The 17,444-nt window shown below is 42.3% G+C and carries 17 protein-coding genes; 9 read left to right on the forward strand and 8 right to left on the reverse strand.

Translation table 11 applies throughout. The features are described from left to right. Positions 1-3 precede the first annotated feature (3 nt). Positions 4-726 (reverse strand): hypothetical protein, encoded by a 723-nt coding sequence (locus tag H5125_RS01735; protein WP_101084911.1) that lies wholly within the window; start codon positions 724-726, stop codon positions 4-6. A gap of 170 nt (positions 727-896) precedes the next feature. Here H5125_RS01735 and H5125_RS01740 point away from each other — a divergent pair, with 170 nt between their 5' ends. After that, a complete protein-coding gene (locus H5125_RS01740; protein WP_182743340.1) occupies positions 897-1,442 on the forward strand; it encodes a DUF2780 domain-containing protein in 546 nt (181 codons plus the stop codon). Between the two features lie 125 nt (positions 1,443-1,567). Continuing rightward, positions 1,568-2,017, forward strand: coding sequence for a TerB family tellurite resistance protein (locus H5125_RS01745; RefSeq protein WP_101084909.1), 450 nt, complete (start codon positions 1,568-1,570; stop codon positions 2,015-2,017). Positions 2,018-2,028: 11 nt separating this feature from the next. Here the strand turns inward: H5125_RS01745 and yjeH are convergent, their stop codons facing one another. Further along, a complete protein-coding gene (yjeH, locus tag H5125_RS01750) occupies positions 2,029-3,312 on the reverse strand; it encodes an L-methionine/branched-chain amino acid transporter (RefSeq protein ID WP_101084908.1) in 1,284 nt (427 codons plus the stop codon). Positions 3,313-3,485: 173 nt separating this feature from the next. Between yjeH and H5125_RS01755 the strand changes: the two genes are divergently transcribed. Next, a complete protein-coding gene (locus tag H5125_RS01755; protein WP_101084907.1) occupies positions 3,486-3,914 on the forward strand; it encodes an Lrp/AsnC family transcriptional regulator in 429 nt (142 codons plus the stop codon). Between the two features lie 42 nt (positions 3,915-3,956). Here the strand turns inward: H5125_RS01755 and H5125_RS01760 are convergent, their stop codons facing one another. Beyond that, a complete protein-coding gene (locus H5125_RS01760; RefSeq protein WP_182743342.1) occupies positions 3,957-4,790 on the reverse strand; it encodes an HDOD domain-containing protein in 834 nt (277 codons plus the stop codon). 220 nt (positions 4,791-5,010) lie between these two features. Here H5125_RS01760 and menD point away from each other — a divergent pair, with 220 nt between their 5' ends. From menD to menE, 4 genes are read left to right on the forward strand one after another with little or no spacing between them, the layout of a single operon-like run. Further along, positions 5,011-6,750, forward strand: a complete 1,740-nt coding sequence (gene menD, locus H5125_RS01765) for a 2-succinyl-5-enolpyruvyl-6-hydroxy-3-cyclohexene-1-carboxylic-acid synthase (RefSeq protein WP_182743344.1) — start codon at positions 5,011-5,013, stop codon at positions 6,748-6,750. Next, entirely contained in the window at positions 6,750-7,562 is an 813-nt protein-coding gene (gene menH / locus H5125_RS01770; protein WP_182743345.1) for a 2-succinyl-6-hydroxy-2,4-cyclohexadiene-1-carboxylate synthase, read from the forward strand. The genes menD and menH overlap by 1 nt, the downstream gene beginning before the upstream one ends. A 2-nt stretch (positions 7,563-7,564) precedes the next feature. Further along, on the forward strand, positions 7,565-8,659 hold the full coding sequence (gene menC, locus H5125_RS01775) for an o-succinylbenzoate synthase (protein WP_182743347.1): 1,095 nt from the start codon (positions 7,565-7,567) through the stop codon (positions 8,657-8,659). Then, the gene (gene menE, locus H5125_RS01780) at positions 8,659-10,251 is read left to right on the forward strand and encodes an o-succinylbenzoate--CoA ligase (RefSeq protein ID WP_182743349.1); all 1,593 of its coding nucleotides are present in this window, start codon (positions 8,659-8,661) and stop codon (positions 10,249-10,251) included. Before menC ends, menE begins: the two co-directional genes overlap by 1 nt. A 249-nt stretch (positions 10,252-10,500) precedes the next feature. On the opposite strand, the gene rpoH is transcribed toward menE, so the two are convergent. The 4 genes from rpoH to ftsY all read right to left on the reverse strand — a co-directional run bounded on the left by rpoH (position 10,501) and on the right by ftsY (position 15,006). Beyond that, positions 10,501-11,358 carry an RNA polymerase sigma factor RpoH gene (gene rpoH, locus H5125_RS01785; protein WP_011635768.1) on the reverse strand — a complete coding sequence of 286 codons (858 nt, stop codon included), beginning with the start codon at positions 11,356-11,358 and terminating at the stop codon, positions 10,501-10,503. Positions 11,359-11,602: 244 nt separating this feature from the next. Next, positions 11,603-12,568: a permease-like cell division protein FtsX gene (gene ftsX / locus H5125_RS01790; RefSeq protein ID WP_101084901.1), complete on the reverse strand. Its 966-nt coding sequence runs from the start codon at positions 12,566-12,568 to the stop codon at positions 11,603-11,605. Beyond that, positions 12,565-13,254, reverse strand: coding sequence for a cell division ATP-binding protein FtsE (ftsE, locus tag H5125_RS01795; protein WP_101084900.1), 690 nt, complete (start codon positions 13,252-13,254; stop codon positions 12,565-12,567). The genes ftsX and ftsE overlap by 4 nt, the downstream gene beginning before the upstream one ends. Before the next feature lie 3 nt (positions 13,255-13,257). After that, positions 13,258-15,006 carry a signal recognition particle-docking protein FtsY gene (gene ftsY / locus H5125_RS01800; RefSeq protein ID WP_182743351.1) on the reverse strand — a complete coding sequence of 583 codons (1,749 nt, stop codon included), beginning with the start codon at positions 15,004-15,006 and terminating at the stop codon, positions 13,258-13,260. A gap of 181 nt (positions 15,007-15,187) precedes the next feature. Here ftsY and rsmD point away from each other — a divergent pair, with 181 nt between their 5' ends. After that, the gene (gene rsmD / locus H5125_RS01805; protein ID WP_182743353.1) at positions 15,188-15,787 is read left to right on the forward strand and encodes a 16S rRNA (guanine(966)-N(2))-methyltransferase RsmD; all 600 of its coding nucleotides are present in this window, start codon (positions 15,188-15,190) and stop codon (positions 15,785-15,787) included. Between the two features lie 4 nt (positions 15,788-15,791). Then, entirely contained in the window at positions 15,792-16,091 is a 300-nt protein-coding gene (locus H5125_RS01810; RefSeq protein WP_182743355.1) for a DUF1145 domain-containing protein, read from the forward strand. A gap of 81 nt (positions 16,092-16,172) precedes the next feature. On the opposite strand, the gene H5125_RS01815 is transcribed toward H5125_RS01810, so the two are convergent. Further along, the gene (locus H5125_RS01815; RefSeq protein ID WP_162022081.1) at positions 16,173-16,736 is read right to left on the reverse strand and encodes a NapC/NirT family cytochrome c; all 564 of its coding nucleotides are present in this window, start codon (positions 16,734-16,736) and stop codon (positions 16,173-16,175) included. Positions 16,737-17,444: the final 708 nt, after the last annotated feature.

A 17,444-nucleotide genomic window follows, 5' to 3' on the forward strand; every position in this document is an offset into this window, starting at 1 on the left:
TATTTATCCCTCTGCTTTATCGGCATCCGGTGTTTTACGATTAACCATATACAATCTAAATAACGCAATATTAACAAACAAACCTAAGAACGAAAACGTTGCTTCAACCACCAGTTGCAATGGAAAACCAACTTGCATCGCGACTTGTGAAAACATGCCAGCTAATAGAGACAATGGCACGTACAGCATTAATACCGCAATGGTTTTAATCGTTATAGGGCCGCTAAATTTAAAGCTACTCTTAATCGCTTCTAAAGGTGTTAAACGTTCAACCACCACCATAAAGTTCACATAGGCGAGGCGAGAAAACAAGTACAAGCTCACGATTAAGCCAATCAACCATAGTGGGCCAAACGCAGCAAAGATCATCACCGGCGCTAAAATGGCTAAACCAGAAAATACTCCAGCCAGTAATAATGGCGGTACAAAAGGCAAACTAGCCTTTAATATTTGTGCCGGGGCAAGATCATGGCCTTGAGAGCGTAGCTCTAAATACAAAGTTAATGCGGCAATTAAAAACGAAAACACCAACAATAACACCATCATTGCTGCAGCGTGTACTGCACCGAATTGTGGGTTTTCAGCATCAGCCTGTAGCATTTCATTACCTAGCCAAAGTTGAATAGCGACTTGGATTAACAGTAATGGCAGCGTCAGTACGGCAAGCTGACGGATGTGGTTTCGAAAAAAGTTAAATGCTTCAGTCAAAATTGCAAACAATGACATGTGGGTTCCAGTAATCTATTAACAACGAATATTGCGCTTAGGATACCCAAAAAAAATGCATTTTGCACAAGTCTAATGTGTAAAAATCGCGATCATCTGTCGCATTTATGTAAATCAGGGTAAAATGATGCATAAGTTTAGACATTGAGCCACATCAAAGGACACTCATTATGAAATTAGCTTCTGCATTACCGGTACTGTTTACCGTCTTCGTATTCTCAGCGCCAGCAACTGCGGGCTGGTTAGACAACGTTGCTGAAATAACTAAAAAACCAGCAACTGAACAAGCCAAAACCATTGCACTGTCTGAAACAACTGAGCAATCAAGTGCTTTAGTGGGTAACGTTATGTCTCAACTTGGCTTATCTCAAACCCAAGCTGAAGGCGGGTTAGGCTCACTACTTAGCTTGGCTCAAACCAATTTAGGTGAAAATGATTTTAGCCAATTAAGCAACAGCATCCCAAATGCGGACGGTCTACTGGCTGCAGTTCCTGCTTTATCATCAGGCAATGGCATGTCAGGATTATTGTCACAAGCAGGTGATTTAGGCTCTGCGTTACAAGGTAGCGCAATGGTATATGATGCTTTTGAAAAGCTTGGTATCTCAAAAGAATATATTACCCCTATGGTTGATATCGCTAAAAACTATCTCCAACAGAGTGGTGGTGACGGTACGGTTGATTTATTAATGAAAGGCTTAGGTTCAGTCTTATAATCATTATTAAGACGGCTTAAAGCTACCCTAACACCCGCGTTAACATTATTTAATCCCAAGCCATTCGCTTGGGATTAGCATTTTTGCTAGCATAAAAATGAATAGTAACATTGGACAGAATAATTATGATCGCCAAACTAAAGCAATTTCTCCAATCGCATACTCAAGAAAGTAGCCCAGAAGAGAAACAGAAAAACCTCAACCTAGCCGCGGCAACCCTATTGCAAGAGGTTGTGTACGCCGACGAAAATTTGGCTGCTGCTGAAGCTGCTTTACTGCCCGAAGTGCTCATCAGCACTTTAGGCATTAACCCAGAAGAAGCGATAACCCTTATAGAAGAAGCAAATCAAAGCCGTAAAAATGCTACGTCTCTATTTGAGTTTACCGCCGAAATCAATGCTCAATTTAGTATTGATGACAAACAAAAATTACTGCTGTCAATGTGGCAATTAGCTTATGCCGATGGTGAATTGTCGCAATATGAAGACCAAATTATTCGCCGTACAGCTGATTTACTGCATTTAAAGCACAGTGAACTGATTCAAATGCGCAATATCGCCATGGAAACTCGCTAAATAATAGCCAATTAGCCTTGGCTATTATTGAGTAAATACTTACGCGTAAGATGAGCTTTTTGCCACCACATAAAAGGGGCGATAACCAACACCAATACAATGGCGTAAATCATATTACTGCCAAGCGCGATGCCCAAACCAACACAAAACAAACAACCTGCAATCACTAATGGTAGATACCGCTTGCTGAGTAACTTAGCTGCAGACAACATCGCCAATAAGTAAATAATCACAAACACGCCATTACTCCAAGCGATTAAGTCTTCTAATTCTTGAGTGCTATAAAAGGTCACGATGATCACCACCGCCATAGCCCCCAAAATGGCAAACAAGGCTCTAAAGGGCACACCGTGTGGGTTTAATTTATCAAAATAGCGCGGTAAAATGCCTTCTTTACTGAAGCTCCACAATAAACGCGCGGCGCTAGCAGCATACACATTCACGGTTGCTAACCCGCTGGCAATACCTAATACTCCGATGATATACGCGCCATATCCACCCAAAAAGGTGTTTGATAACAAATAATCAAATGCCGATATCATCGCTAAGCCGTCACCCTCGGTTGGTACCATTAGCAATAAAAAAGTACAGGCTAAATAAATAACACCCACTAATACGGTGCCCATCATCATTGCAGGCAGCAAATCTTTTTCGGGTTGGCGAAAGTCGCTGGCAAGATGTGTCATGGCCTCAATGCCTAGAAAACTCCAAAAACCAATACCCATTGCTAGCATCACCCCACTAAACTGCGGATGACTGCCATGCGCAAAGGTTTGTAGCTGATCGACATTTAACCCGCTGGCACCAAATAATATTGCGACTACCGATACAATCAACAAGGTTAACGCAAACTGTAATTTTGCCGACACCTGAATACCTTTAATATTCAGCAGCAATAACACAGCCACAATCAATAACTCTGCGACTAATTGACCTAGCCCAGAAATCGATATTAATGCTTCTAAAAATTGAAAGGTCATTAAAATTGCAGCAGGTGCACCAATGGGGATCACTAATAAAAAAATCAGCCCAATTGTTCGGCCTGCTGTAGCACCAAATGCTTTTTCAATAAAGTAAGCTGGACCCGCTGCATGCGGGAATCGACTCGCTAACAAACCAAATACTAATGCGACTGGAATAATGGCTACCGTTAATAACAACCATGCTAATAGCGAACCTGAGCCTGCTACCTCTATGGTCATTTGCGGTAAAATAAATACCCCAGTGCCTAGCAATGTGGTGGCCATTAAGCCAGCGCCTTGCCAGCGTCCTATTGTTGCGGTCATTTGATTCATTATCTTATTCTTACTGTGATATATTGCGATATTATAAGGCCAAACAGTAAAACATTCTGCGGGTTAATGAGCTCAAGTTGCTTTGCTAAACCGACAATATGACGGATAAAAGGCAACTTTCCGTCATAATGACAGTATGTAGGTGTGACACACAATTATCGGGATATAAATCATTGGATAAATTTGATAAAGCGATTATAAACGAATTACGCCACAATGCTCGACAGAGTATTTCGTTTATTGCTGAGCAAGTGAATTTATCGCGCAGTGCTGTCACCGAGCGAATTAAGAAATTAGAACAAACGGGGGTTATCCGTGGCTATCAGGTTTTACTGAGTGAGTCGCAAAAACAAGGCGTGTCGGCATACTTTGAAATTCAGCATCGTTGCGCCCGTTGCGCCGAAGTCATCCATATTTTCACCACCATACCGGAAGTGATAACTTGCCAAGGCATTACCGGCGACATGGATTTATTGGTTTATGTGCATGCCAATTCTATGCAACGATTACATGAAATCCGCGAATTTATTGATGCTCAAGCTGACATCGTCAAAATTAAAACCCATGTAGTCATGAGCGAATGGATAAACAACCAAGCATAAAAAAGCTCTGTATAAACAGAGCTCAATGGTTAAGTGCCTTTACTAGGCTAATTGCTTACCTATTTCTAACCCTTTACCTCTAAGCGCGAGGAGCTTTTCGGCTAATCCGGCCATATCCATTTTGATGATACCGGCTTTGTGATTCGTTATATCTGCCAACCAAGCGGTAAAAGATTCGTCATCTCGTTGATCATCCCAATGGGCAAACACCTCGTGCGACAAATAGATAACGGCAGCCAGCTTAGAAACCGGCTTGGCATTAAGCGGTGCGCGTTGATGCTCGATCCCTTGCACTAATGAAGGAGTAAATTTCCACGCTTTAGCTAATAGAGCACCAACAGAGGGTGAGTCGAAACCTAATAAGCTCGTTTCAAGCTGTTGCTTATCTGCCCCTTCAGCGACAGCGGCTCTGATTTGTGCTGCGACCGAAGGCTCAACAACGGCAATCAGTAAATCACCAATATTGTGTAAAATTGCGCACGTAAAAGCTTCATCTGGTGCAACGCCACAACGTTTGGCTACTTCTTGTGAATACAGGGCGACCTCAAAAGTCTCACCCCAGAATTGGGCGAGATCAATCCCTTCTGCATTAGGAATTGCACCAATAACCGCAGAAGCAATCACTAACGTCCGCAACGTTTGCATGCCTAATCGAATCACAGCTTCGTCAATAGAACCCACTTCACGACTGCGACCAAAATGAGCTGAATTAGCTAACCTCAATACTCTAGCGCTAATAAGAGGATCTTGAGCCACTTTGGCTGCAATACTCTTTACGGTGGTATTTTCATTATTAACCGCATCTAACAATTCACTAACCGCTTTGGGTAAGCGAGGTAACTCATCAACTCTTTTTAATAATGCAGCAGATTCCATATTACGAGAGTCCTTGTTATTATTTTTAATACAATAAATAAATCATATTAATAACATTAGCACAACATAAATAAAGCAAGAGAGGATGAGGCTGATATTTGATTGTAGCCTTAACAACTTATTTCGCAGATTTTGGATAAAAATCTGCGCTAAATCTTAGATATAACGCTAACTTGGCGTTACACTAATATTCGTTTATTTATTTGTAATATGAGCCAATATGCAACAACAGACCAGCGCCGATATGAATTTGTTATGGGGTCAATTGATCTTGGAAGAGCTTGCACGCTTAGGGGTTAAGCATGTGTGTATGGCACCAGGTTCTCGCTCAACTCCGCTAACATTGGCCGCTGCTAGTCAAACCCAGCTCACTCGTCATATTCATTTTGACGAGCGTGGTTTAGGGTTTATGGCCCTTGGATTGGCAAAAGCCAGCAATGCGCCAGTCGCCATCATTACCACTTCAGGCACCGCCGTGGCCAATCTTTATCCAGCCATTGTTGAGGCGTGGTTAACCCATGTGCCGCTGATTATTTTATCTGGTGACAGACCACCAGAGCTGATTGATTGTGGTGCGAATCAAGCGATAATTCAGCCCGCTATTTTTGCTCAATATGCTAAACAAGTTAACTTACCAACGCCTGATCTTGGTTATCCGGCTAATGCATTATTGAGTACTATCGATCATGCTGTAGCTAACCAACACCAGCCGGTTCACATAAACTGTATGTACCGTGAGCCGCTATACCCAACAGAATTGGTGACGTTGGCTCACGTAAAAAAAACCGCGAGCTTTACAACTGCAACCTATCTTGCACTATTAAACCAGTGGTTTGAAAACACTAAACCACTGACGCGCTATGCTAGCCTAACGACTGCAGAGTTACCCACTACAGACACCTTAATGCGCTTTGTTCACGGTAAAGGCGTGATAGTGGTTGGTACCTTAGCTCCTGAAGATAATCCACAGCAAATCGTCGCGTTAGCACAGAAGCTTGGCTGGCCAGTATTAGTTGATGCACAATCACAGTTGCGTCAGCATCCAGGCGTAATAGGCCACGTTGACCAGTTATTATTAAACCCGAAAGCCAACAAACAACTCGAGCAAGCTGAGCGGATATTAGTCTTTGGTGGGCGTTTTATTTCTAAACGTTTACTTCAATATATTGCCCAACAATCTTGGCATAGCTACTGGCATGTAAGTAAATACGGCGATCGTTTAGACCCGAGCCATCAATCTAAAGAATTTTATCAGGCAAGTGTTCAAGCGGTATGCCAATTACCTTGGCCACGCTCATCACAAGCCAACTGGGCATTACAATTATTACCGCTAAATGAGTCATTGGAGTCCCTGTTTAAACAACAAATCGACAATACAACCTTTGGTGAAGCCCAAGTTGTGCGTGCCATAGCATTGGCTCAAACAGATCAACATATACTGTTTATCGGTAATAGTTTACCTATCAGGCTCTACGATATGTACGCACCAATTGCCACCAATACACCGGCAATTTATACCAACCGAGGGGCATCGGGCATTGATGGACTAATTGCAACCGCTTGTGGCGTAGCCGCAGACAAAAATGCACCTACAACCCTAGTGATGGGCGACCTATCCTGTTTGCATGATTTCAATTCTCTGGCACTGTTAAAACAAATGACTCAACCATTTGTGCTGGTTATTATTAATAATGATGGCGGTAATATTTTTAATCTATTACCTGTACCCAATGAAAGCCTGCGCAATGATTTTTATCGATTAAGCCACGGTTTAGAGTTTGGTTATGGCGCTGCTATGTTTGGTTTAGCCTATCGACAAGCAGATGATATTGAGTCGTTTAATCAAGCGTATCAAGAAGCCTTTGAGTTTAATTGTGCCTCAGTGATTGAAGTCAATGTCAGCCCAACTCAAGCCAGCGACCAAATAGCACAAATCAGTCAATGGGTGAAACAACACTAATGGTAATGATCAGTCGCTTTGGCCAACCACAATTACCAGCATTATTAATGCTGCATGGTTTTTTGGGTAGTAAAGACGACTGGTCTATTTTAATGCCACGTTTAAGCCAATATTTTCATTGTATTTGTATTGATTTACCAGGCCATGGCGCTAACGTAGACACTTTAAACTCACCGGGATTACACCAAGCGGCAGAGCTTATTGTGAGTAAAATGCATAGCATGGGTTATATGCAGTTTCATGTATTGGGTTACTCACTCGGCGGACGGATAGCGCTGCATATTGCAGATGATTATGCTGATTCGCTCTTGAGCTTAACGCTCGAATCCGCTCATCCTGGCTTGCAAGATGCTCAGCAACAAGCCGCGCGAGCTAAAAGCGATAGTATCTGGGCGAAAAAACTCCAGCATATGCCCATAGCGGACTTTCTCAGTCTTTGGTATCAACAAGCAGTTTTTAATGACTTGAGTCAATCTCAAAAGCAGCAACTTATTGCAATACGCCGCAGCAATGATCCACAACGCTTAACCAATTGTTACATGACAACGTCTCTTAGTTTGCAGCAAGACTGCCGCACTGTACTTGAGTCGCTAACGTGTCCATGTCATTTTATGTATGGGGTTGATGACAAAAAATTTGCTCATGTGGCTATAGATTGGCAGGCGACACTGGCAGAGTCTGGTTTAGGCACTTTGCAGTTACATCCTTTGCACGCCGCAGGACATAATATTCACAGCCTGCATCCTCAATTGTTTACCGACACCTTACTGGGGTTATTGTGCTTAGATCCGTTAACGGATCCAAAGGAGTAACAATGTCATCAGATAACTCAACGATAACCAGCTGTACTCTGTATCAATATCAAATTGAGCTCAACCCTAGTTTACCTGTAGGTATACAACGAATTGATTTTCGTAAAGGGTTAGTGCTTGCTATCCAGCTCAGTAATCAACAAGTGGCTTGGGTTGAAATTGCCCCATTATCAGGCATCGATATTGATAGCCAACCAATAACAGGGTTTAGCCAAGAGTCGCTTGAAGAGGTGACATCACAACTGTTGTCAATATTACCGAGTTTGATCGATCAACCCTTAGCGATTTTAGCCAATATTGCCGAGCAGATGTCGCTGCCATCATTGGCATTCTCATTGAGCTTATTGGATGCAAAACTAACCCATCGATTGCCTGTTCGCATCGAAAATCCACAGACTCAGTTAGCTGTGGTGCCATTACTTTACGATGGAATGTCAGCACACGTTATTACTCAAAAGTTACAGGCACTGAGCAGCATCAACAGCGTAAAAATTAAAGTCGCTCAAACCAGTATGGAAAGCGAAATCGAATTTATTTATCAAGTGCTGGCAATCGCACCTCACGTAACATTACGCTTAGATGCTAATCGTGGTTTTAGTCTTGAACAGGCTATCGACTTTTTAGCGTGTTTACCAAAACACAAAATTGAATATATTGAAGAGCCATGTATTAACCCCAGTGATAATGCCCAAATACACCGGCAATTAGGAATAAAATATGCTTTAGATGAGTCATTAAATTCATCTCAATTTGATCTCGATTTAGCATTACAACAACCCGGTTTAGGCGCATTAATTATCAAACCCATGTTATTGGGTTCGCTGGAAAAATTGCAAAACATGATTAGCCAAGCTCATCTTGCTGGTGTGCGCGGTATAGTAAGTTCAAGCTTAGAAGCTGACCTCGGTATCAGCGACTTACGCATAGTGAGCCAGGCACTAACACCAGATGAACCACCAGGCCTTGATACATTAAGCGCCTTTGGCAAACCCTTGCTGTTAGCCACCTCTGGGTTATCTCCACGGCTAAATCATCAAGTGTTGCAATTACTGACTCACATCGGCCAACCACAAGACTCAGGCAAGGCTGATATATAATGATGTCACCTTTGCATCAAGCAGCATTAAATCATCCAGATGCTATTGCTATTGAAAGTAGCCATAAAGCCGTCAATCCGAGCATCACTACTGGTAATAAGACTTGCAACAATACTTGCCCCACTACTCGCGTCAGTTATGCTCAGTTAAGTGGTTTAGTTCACTGCGTAGCGCAACAATTGCAATCACAAGGTGTTAAGCATGGCGATATTGTGGCTTGTGTGTCACACAATAATATTGACATGATTTGCCTATATTGGGCATGCATTGATGCGGGATGGATATTTTTACCTTTGTCACCTCGATTGGCTGATGTGCAGATTAATCAGCTTATCAAACGCTTTGATCTCCAATGGTTATGGACCGATAACGTCAGCAGAAAAACCGCGATTGAGATTGCCCACTGGCTCGATATTGAACTGCCTCAAAAAGTAGATCAACTAAGCAACCAAGCTGTTGAGGTATCACCACATCAAGCTTCCAATATTATTCTCACATCTGGTTCAAGTGGAACACCCAAAGCTGCGGTACATTGCTTAACTAACCATTTGAGCAGCGCCAAAGGGGCTGCAACGTTTATTGCTTTAGCGCCGTCTGACGCTTGGCTATTATCGTTACCACTGTTTCATATTGGTGGGTTGGCCATTATTCATCGTTGCACTTTGGCTGGAGCCTGCATTGTATTGCGAGATCCCGCATTGACACTGGCCGAACAGCTAACAAGTAGCCATATTACCCATGTGTCATTAGTGCCAACCCAGGCGATACAGATACTCCAGCAACATCCCGCGGCGTTTGCCAATGTAAGCGCATTACTGTTGGGCGGCGGAGCCATAGAACCGGCTCTTATTGATGCACTACAACACCTGCACATTAATGCTTATACCAGCTATGGTATGACAGAGATGAGCTCACAAATTACCACCGCTAAAGCCAATTTATTAGGCCATCATGGTTGTCCTTTGCCTTCAAGACAACTGAGGTTGAAAGACGGGGTGATTTGGGTAAAAGGTGAGTGTTTATTTTTAGGCTATTTAACCGACCAGGGGTTAAGCTTGCCATTAGATGATCAAGGTTGGTTTTGTACCCACGACAAAGGACTATTAGATCCAGAGGGACAGCTGAGTATTTTAGGCCGCATGGATAACATGTTTATTTGTGGCGGTGAGAACATTCATCCAGAACAACTTGAAGCGGTGTTATTAACCCATCCTAATGTCGCACAAGCAATTGTATTTGCCCTGGACGATACAATTTTTGGCCACTTACCTGCTGCCATTATTGATTATTGTGTCGCAGACAATAGTACTAATGCAATTGAACTCGAAACCGTTAATGCCAATTCAATTGATTTCGAGACCGTTAACATGGAGGCTGTTGACTTAAAGACTGTTGATTTAAAAGCCATTGATGTCGACAACATTAACCTGCAGCTGAGTCAGTTAGTTGAATCAACACTGGCGCGTTTCAAGCGGCCTAGACAATTTTTTGGTTGGCCAAAAGACGTCGTCACCAGTGGTTTAAAAGTGCCAAGAAAAAGCATCATCAACGCCATTCAAACCCAGATAGACGCAGCAAAAATAGCACCATAATAATATTGATTGCTCAACAACGCTTAACCATCGGTGGCTTCGGGCTTATTTGATGGCACTAAATTCGCTTATTCGAAATTTGCCTATACGACACTGGCTAACTCTAAAGTGAATGGGTCTACATTGGATTGATCTCAGTTCAACATCAATGAGTGCTGATAAAGCTTCGCAGCCAAATTATCAAATTCCAGCCATAAAAAAACCTGCCGTAGCAGGTTTTAATCTATCAAAATCGAATACGCTGGAGTGTTACTCCATACAAGATTTAAGCTTGTTCATGGCATTCTTTTCTAACTGTCTGATTCGCTCAGCAGAGACTTCATAAGTCGATGCAAGTTCCTGCAAAGTCACTTTAGTATCATCTAACCAACGCGCACGTAATATATGCTGACTACGTTCGTCTAAGGTTTTAATGGCCGATAATAAACGTGTTTGAGAGTCTGCTTCCCAATTGGCGTGCTCAACCTGATCCGCCACATCTGAAGAATGATCTTCTAAATATAATGCTGGGGCAAAATCATGATGATCGTCATCGCTGTCATTGGTTAAGTCGAAGGCCGGATCTTGGGCTGCCATCCGTGATTCCATTTCGGTCACATCAGCTTTCGATACGCCTAAATTCTCTGCAACCATGGTCACTTCAGCGTCACTAAACCAACCTAAACGCTTTTTAGACTTACGAATATTAAAGAATAATTTACGCTGTGCTTTCGTGGTAGCTACTTTCACGATACGCCAGTTTTTCAACACGTATTCATGAATTTCAGCTTTAATCCAATGCACAGCAAAAGACACAAGGCGAACACCAACATCGGGATCGAAGCGTTTAACCGCTTTCATCAAGCCAATGTTACCTTCTTGAATAAGATCTGCCTGTGGTAAACCGTATCCTGAATAACCTTTCGCAACATGCACAACAAAACGAAGATGTGACATAATTAATTGCTTTGCCGCTTGTAGGTCGCCATTTTCTTGTAAACGCTTGGCGATGTCGTACTCTGTATCGGCGTCCAGCATATTGATGCTGGTCACAGACTGGATGTACGCTTCTAGGCTACTAGCATTATGCGGAACCGCCAGCGCCATTGATTGCGTTTGATAAGTCATTCGCTCTCCTACTACATTCAAAAATATATTTCAGCTAACTCGGTACGATTATTCTGTACGATGAATAAGGTCTCTTGGTTCACAACACAAGAGAGCTAACTCGATTTAGCCGATAAACTATCAACTATATGACATCATATGTCAAATAAGGTTCTACTAGATGAACATTTTTACCGCAAGGCTATCGCAATGCAAGTGAACAAACGTTCATTATTAAGGCTTAAGCTTCATCATACGCCTGCAATTATGACGGTTCAATGCTACGTAAGTGTTGTCGTACAGATAAATATGAGCCAAACCAGCCTAAGAATGATGCCAATAACACCAGTTTAATCAACTCTGAAAATGTTAATGACTGGATGGTTAATTCACTGCCATATAATCCCAGTAACTCTGCTAAGGCACCATCGAGATACCACACTAACACATTAATAATGAGCCAAGCCAAAATGCCACCGATGACCCCATACCAAATTCCAGTATATAAAAACGGACGTTGAATAAAGGCTTCGGTTGCACCCACTAGCTTCATCACTTCAATTTCGGTTCGACGGTTCATAATCGCAAGCCGAATGGTATTGCCAATAACTAATACCACCGCAAGAACCAGCAAGGCAGCAATAGCCAACACCGTTTTTTCAAGTAATTTAAGTAATGCCTGCAGACGCTCTAACCATTCAATATCTAAACGACCAAAGTTAACTTCGGATTCACGTTCTAATTTTACCAGTAACTCACGCGCCCCTGTGGGACTAGAATACTTAAGCGAAGGCGTTACAGTAACAACTGCAGGTAGTGGGTTTTCATCTAAATATGACAACGCCTCACCAAAACCAGATAAGCGTTGAAACTCTTCTAATGCTTGATCGCGACTAATATAAGTGACCGATTCAACCTCGCGGAATGCTTTGATACGCGACAACAAACTTTGAATGGATTGCTCACTGCGGCCTTTATTAATAAATAACGAAATTTCAGCGGCACTGTTCCAAGATTGAGTGATGTTTTCAGCATTTTTTACCAGTACCTGCAATGCCGCCGGTAAACTTAAACTCACGCCCAATACTGCCATGGTCATAATGGATGAAACAGGGCTGCGCCAAAGTTCGCCCATACTCGACATGCCTTGTTGCACATGGCGAATAAAAAACATCACAATACGACCGCTTAAAGGTAATTTACTCTGAGTAATATTCACTTTTTTACTCATCGTATTGTCTCCCCACCAGCAGTAGAACGTTCTCCACCGAGCATACGTCCTTCACGCAGAGTAAAAGTGCGATATTTCATGCGCGCAATAAGGCCTAAATCATGGGTGGCAATTAGCACGCTAGTACCCGAGTCATTAAAGGCTTCGAATAAGCGTAAAATATCCATCGATAATTTAGGGTCTAAGTTACCCGTAGGTTCATCGGCCAACAACAGTGGTGGCTTGTTAACAATAGCGCGGGCAATGCCGACTCGTTGTTGTTCACCACCCGACAGCATTATCGGCAAATGCCGTTCTTTGCCATATAAACCCACCATGTCGAGTGCGCCAGCAACACGCTTACGAATTTCGCCATGGGTGAAACCTTCGATCACTAACGGCAAGGCAATATTGTCAAATACGGTTTTATCCATCAACAAGTGATGATTTTGGAAGATCACCCCAATATTGCGACGTAAATAGGGCACATGTTTTGGCCCTACATTGGCAATGTTATGCCCATTAATAGACACCTTACCTGCCGTAGCACGTTCAATAACCGTAATGAGTTTGAGCAAGGTACTTTTACCCGCACCAGAATGGCCGGTTAAAAAAGCCATTTCACCTTGTCGAAGGTGAAAGTTGACATCCATAAGGGCCTTTTGGCCTCCAGCATAGATTTTACTGACCTGCTCAAATTGGATCATAAATTATTGGTCCGTTTTATCCTGGCTAAATAATGCTTCAATGAAGTCATTGGAGTTAAAAGTACGCAAATCATCAATTTGCTCACCGACACCAATATGACGAATAGGAATAGAAAACTTATCGGCAATCGCAAAAATCACCCCACCTTTGGCGGTACCATCTAATTTACTGATGGTAATCCCCGTCACGCCAACCGCCTCTTTAAACAACTGTGCTTGGCTAATAGCATTCTGGCCAGTGCTGGCATCTAACGTTAGCATGACTTCATGAGGCGAATCTGGGTCGAGTTTTTTCATCACTCGCACGACCTTCTTTAACTCTTCCATTAAGTGACTTTTGTTTTGCAAACGTCCTGCTGTATCAGCAATTAATACGTCTACTTTGCGTGCTTTAGCGGCTTGCAAGGCATCAAATATGACTGAAGCACTGTCTGCGCCAGTATGTTGGGCCACGACCGGAATATTATTGCGTTGTCCCCACACTTGTAACTGCTCAACGGCTGCTGCGCGGAAGGTATCACCGGCTGCTAACATGACAGATTTACCCTGGCTTTGGTACTGTTTAGCCAGTTTACCTATCGTGGTGGTTTTACCCACACCATTGACACCAATCATAAGAATGACAAACGGGCCATTGGCGTTATCGGGAACTAAAGGAATGGCTACCGGATCGAGCATTTTTTGCATTTCTTCACGCATTAAATCATAAAGTGCTTCTGCATCTTTAAGTTGCTTACGTGATGCATGCTCGGTCAGGCTTTTAATTAATTTATTGGTGGTTTCGACACCCACATCAGCGATTAACAATTGTTCTTCGAGTTCTTCAAATAACTCATCATTAATTTTTTTACCGCGGAATAAGCCAATGAAACCAGAACCAATATTCTCGCTGGTGCGCATTAAGCCACGTTTTAAGCGGGCAAACATACCCTCTTTTTGAGGTTTAGCTTGCGGTTCATCTTGTTGTGCTAACTCAATAGACTCTATCGGTGCTTGTTGCTCGGCAGCCTGTTGTTCTGCTAAATGCTGCTCTGCTAATTGCTGTGCGGCTGGTTCTGTAGCTAAAGCTTCGGTTGCTAAGGCTTCAGCTGCTAACGTTTCTGCAGCAATACGTTCAGCACCGACACGGGCTTGTTCTGCTCGTTCATTGTCGATACGCTCTTGCTCAAGACGCTGCGTTTCTAGATGAAGCTGTTCAAGACGAATCTGTTCAGCACGTTCGGCTTCTAAACGTTCAGTTTCTAAACGCTGAATCTCTTGTGCTTGCTTTTGTTGCTCAGCCTGCTCAGCGGCTAGCTTTTCTGCAGCAATACGCTCAGCATCGATACGGGCTTGTTCTACTCGTTCACTGTCGACACGCTCTTGCTCAAGACGCTTATTTTCTAGATCAAGCTGTTCAGCACGCTCAGCCTCTGCACGTTGAGTCTCTTGCGCTTGCTTTTGTTGCTCTGCCTGCTCAACGGCTAGCTTTTCTGAAGTTAAAACATCAGCAGCTAACTTATCCGCGGCAATACGCCCAGTGTCGATATGCGCTTGTTCTGCGCGTTCGCTTTCGAGACGTTCTTGCTCAAAACGCTCAACGTCTAGACGCGCTGTTGCTTCAGTTTGCTTTTGCAGCTCAGCTTGTTGGGTTTGGTCAGCAGACTCTGTTGCAACTTCATTTTCCGCATCAATATCGAGTTGTTGCTGTTCTTCAACTTCAGGGACGGGCTTATCTTTACGAAACCAGGAAAAAAAACCTTTCTTTGCCATGTTTGCTACCAGTATTTATATGCTTAAAAATTCAGTTGAAGCCGTTTGTTGCATCTCTAACCAGTAAAATGATGAATACTCACATTTAATCACAAGTTTGATATAAAATAACGGCGGTTCAGATTGTGGCATAGTCTACCACTTTCTATTTTCTTTGTTCAGGCAAAATCACGAGGGTGAGATGGCTAAAAAAAATACCAGCAGCGGTCAGGTGCGGATTATTTCAGGTCAATGGCGATCTCGTAAGCTACCGATCCATGATCTTGAAGGTTTACGCCCAACAACTGATCGCGTTCGCGAGACCTTATTTAATTGGCTTGCCAACGATATCCGTGGTGCCAGAGTACTCGATTGCTTTGCCGGCAGCGGTGCTTTATGCCTTGAAGCTTTATCTCGTTATGCCAGTTTTGCTACCATAATTGAACTGCAAAAAAATGCTGCTAATCAGTTGAAACAAAACCTTGCCACCCTGCAATGTCAAAATGCACAGGTTATTAATGCCGACAGTTTACAAGTGCTTGCTAAAGGCACACCCAGTGGTTTTGATATTGTGTTTATCGATCCACCATTTCGTAAAGATTTAGTAAACAAAACCATTGAGTTATTGATGCAACATCAATGGTTAAACCCCAATGCACAAATTTATCTCGAAACCGAATCAGAATTAACCTCAGTCAATGTGCCAGCAACCTGGGTTGCCTTAAAAGAAAAAAAGGCAGGTCAAGTATGTTATCGACTGTACCAATATCAGCCGAACAATACCGAATTATCGGCCGATTAAGTTAATGCCTATATCAATACACGATATTATACTAATTGGTAAAACGGCCACTTTGTCGATGTGGTGTTTGGTGGCTTACGGCTTGTTTATTTTCAGCCCTGATGTATCGCTGTTTATTAATACGTTTGCCTTTATCACCGCGGCAATGCACATGTTATTTGTGCTACTCACACGCTTAAAAAATTTCCGAAACAGTATACCTGCGGCACATTATCGGGCGATTTTTCTGTGGGGAGTATTTGCACTATTTGAGCAACATCATTCACAGTACGCTAGCCCGCTTGTTAACCGCAGCAACAAATAATAAAAATGACGATTATCTGAGACATTGACATAAAAAAACCTCGTTATTTAACGAGGTTTTTTAGTTAATAACATCGGCACATTACTTTTTAGGATAAGGATGCGCGACACCTTTATGACAATCGACACAAGTCTTTCTGTCTTCTGGTGCTTTTTTAAAGTTCATACTGTGCATTCTTACGGCCATTTTCTTCATCGTATCTGGCTGATCTTCATAAATACGAGTGTGGCAATGCTGACAGTTAGCCGAATCATTACTGCGGAAGTATTCTAATGCTAAATCAGCTTGTTCTTTACGGTTTTCATCTAACCATTCTTGCGTCATAAAGCCATCAATGGTCATCAAGCCAATAATGTCCTTAGAAACAATGATTTTTTTAACTAAATAATCAAATGGGCCATGTGGTAAGTGACAATCTTGACATTGTACTGTGACACCTGCTCTACCACCACCATGGGCTGACGCCATAACCTCTTCTCTTAACGAGTGGTCACGGTGACATGTCATACAAAAAGCATCGCTACTTGTTGCATGTAAAGTTTGTTGTGTTGCGAAATAACCTACGACACCCACAATTACACCAACCACAATAAGGGCAATAATCGAGTACTTCGCGCTTGGTTTAAATAGTGCACGCCAGTTCATTGTTCAATCTCCGTAATAGCAAAAAAGGAATTTCTAATATTTATAAGTCTAGTTTAGGATTATTCGAAATTATAAAATTGATTTTAGTCGCCATTTTGAGAATTGTTTATCTAAAATATGTCTAAAATGCGAGCTAGATCTCGACTTTTGCATATGCCGTACCGAAATAATGATCAATTACTGGATCAGGTCAACGAAGTGGCCAATAAAGGTAACGTCGAGTAAAAGAGTGAACTTGTCAGTGTCCAAATTTGTTTTTGATTTTAAATTTGATTTTAAATTTGATTTTGAATTTGATTTTGAATTTAAGTATTTGCCTTCACCCTTCACTAGTGGCTAACAACACTGAAGAGCAAAAATTAACAACAGCGGTGGTAGATAAAGGCAGGAGATAACATTTATCTCCTGCCAAATATTAGTGAAACAATTACTCACTGCCCGCTAATTGATTCGGCGTTAGCGCTGACGACTAATGTTGAGTGTGATGCGACTCCATTGCAGGCATCGCATTGTTAGCCACTAATTGCATGCTAGTGATGCTATTGATGCTATTGATGCTATTAGTGCTAGTAATGCTATTGGCGTCCGTTGACAGCTCTGCTTTAACTTCACGATTAACATAAATTGCTGCAAACTATGAGTTACTTAACAGATAATGGTATCTCGATGGTCATTTATAGCTTGATTTACTAGCCTAAAACACTTTCT

This window comes from Shewanella sp. SR44-4 (assembly GCF_014163715.1).
Lineage (GTDB): Bacteria > Pseudomonadota > Gammaproteobacteria > Enterobacterales > Shewanellaceae > Shewanella.

Excerpts from the sequence above, each read along its gene's own strand:
- H5125_RS01815 (WP_162022081.1), bottom strand. The coding sequence starts at position 16,736 with ATGAACTGGCGTGCACTATTTAAACCAAGCGCGAAGTACTCGATTATT.
- H5125_RS01740 (WP_182743340.1), top strand. The coding sequence starts at position 897 with ATGAAATTAGCTTCTGCATTACCGGTACTGTTTACCGTCTTCGTATTC.
- menD (WP_182743344.1), top strand. The coding sequence starts at position 5,011 with ATGCAACAACAGACCAGCGCCGATATGAATTTGTTATGGGGTCAATTG.
- ftsE (WP_101084900.1), bottom strand. The coding sequence starts at position 13,254 with ATGATCCAATTTGAGCAGGTCAGTAAAATCTATGCTGGAGGCCAAAAG.
- H5125_RS01810 (WP_182743355.1), top strand. The coding sequence starts at position 15,792 with ATGCCTATATCAATACACGATATTATACTAATTGGTAAAACGGCCACT.
- H5125_RS01760 (WP_182743342.1), bottom strand. The coding sequence starts at position 4,790 with ATGGAATCTGCTGCATTATTAAAAAGAGTTGATGAGTTACCTCGCTTA.
- H5125_RS01735 (WP_101084911.1), bottom strand. The coding sequence starts at position 726 with ATGTCATTGTTTGCAATTTTGACTGAAGCATTTAACTTTTTTCGAAAC.
- ftsX (WP_101084901.1), bottom strand. The coding sequence starts at position 12,568 with ATGAGTAAAAAAGTGAATATTACTCAGAGTAAATTACCTTTAAGCGGT.
- yjeH (WP_101084908.1), bottom strand. The coding sequence starts at position 3,312 with ATGAATCAAATGACCGCAACAATAGGACGCTGGCAAGGCGCTGGCTTA.
- rpoH (WP_011635768.1), bottom strand. The coding sequence starts at position 11,358 with ATGACTTATCAAACGCAATCAATGGCGCTGGCGGTTCCGCATAATGCT.
- menE (WP_182743349.1), top strand. The coding sequence starts at position 8,659 with ATGATGTCACCTTTGCATCAAGCAGCATTAAATCATCCAGATGCTATT.
- rsmD (WP_182743353.1), top strand. The coding sequence starts at position 15,188 with ATGGCTAAAAAAAATACCAGCAGCGGTCAGGTGCGGATTATTTCAGGT.
- menC (WP_182743347.1), top strand. The coding sequence starts at position 7,565 with ATGTCATCAGATAACTCAACGATAACCAGCTGTACTCTGTATCAATAT.
- menH (WP_182743345.1), top strand. The coding sequence starts at position 6,750 with ATGGTAATGATCAGTCGCTTTGGCCAACCACAATTACCAGCATTATTA.
- ftsY (WP_182743351.1), bottom strand. The coding sequence starts at position 15,006 with ATGGCAAAGAAAGGTTTTTTTTCCTGGTTTCGTAAAGATAAGCCCGTC.
- H5125_RS01745 (WP_101084909.1), top strand. The coding sequence starts at position 1,568 with ATGATCGCCAAACTAAAGCAATTTCTCCAATCGCATACTCAAGAAAGT.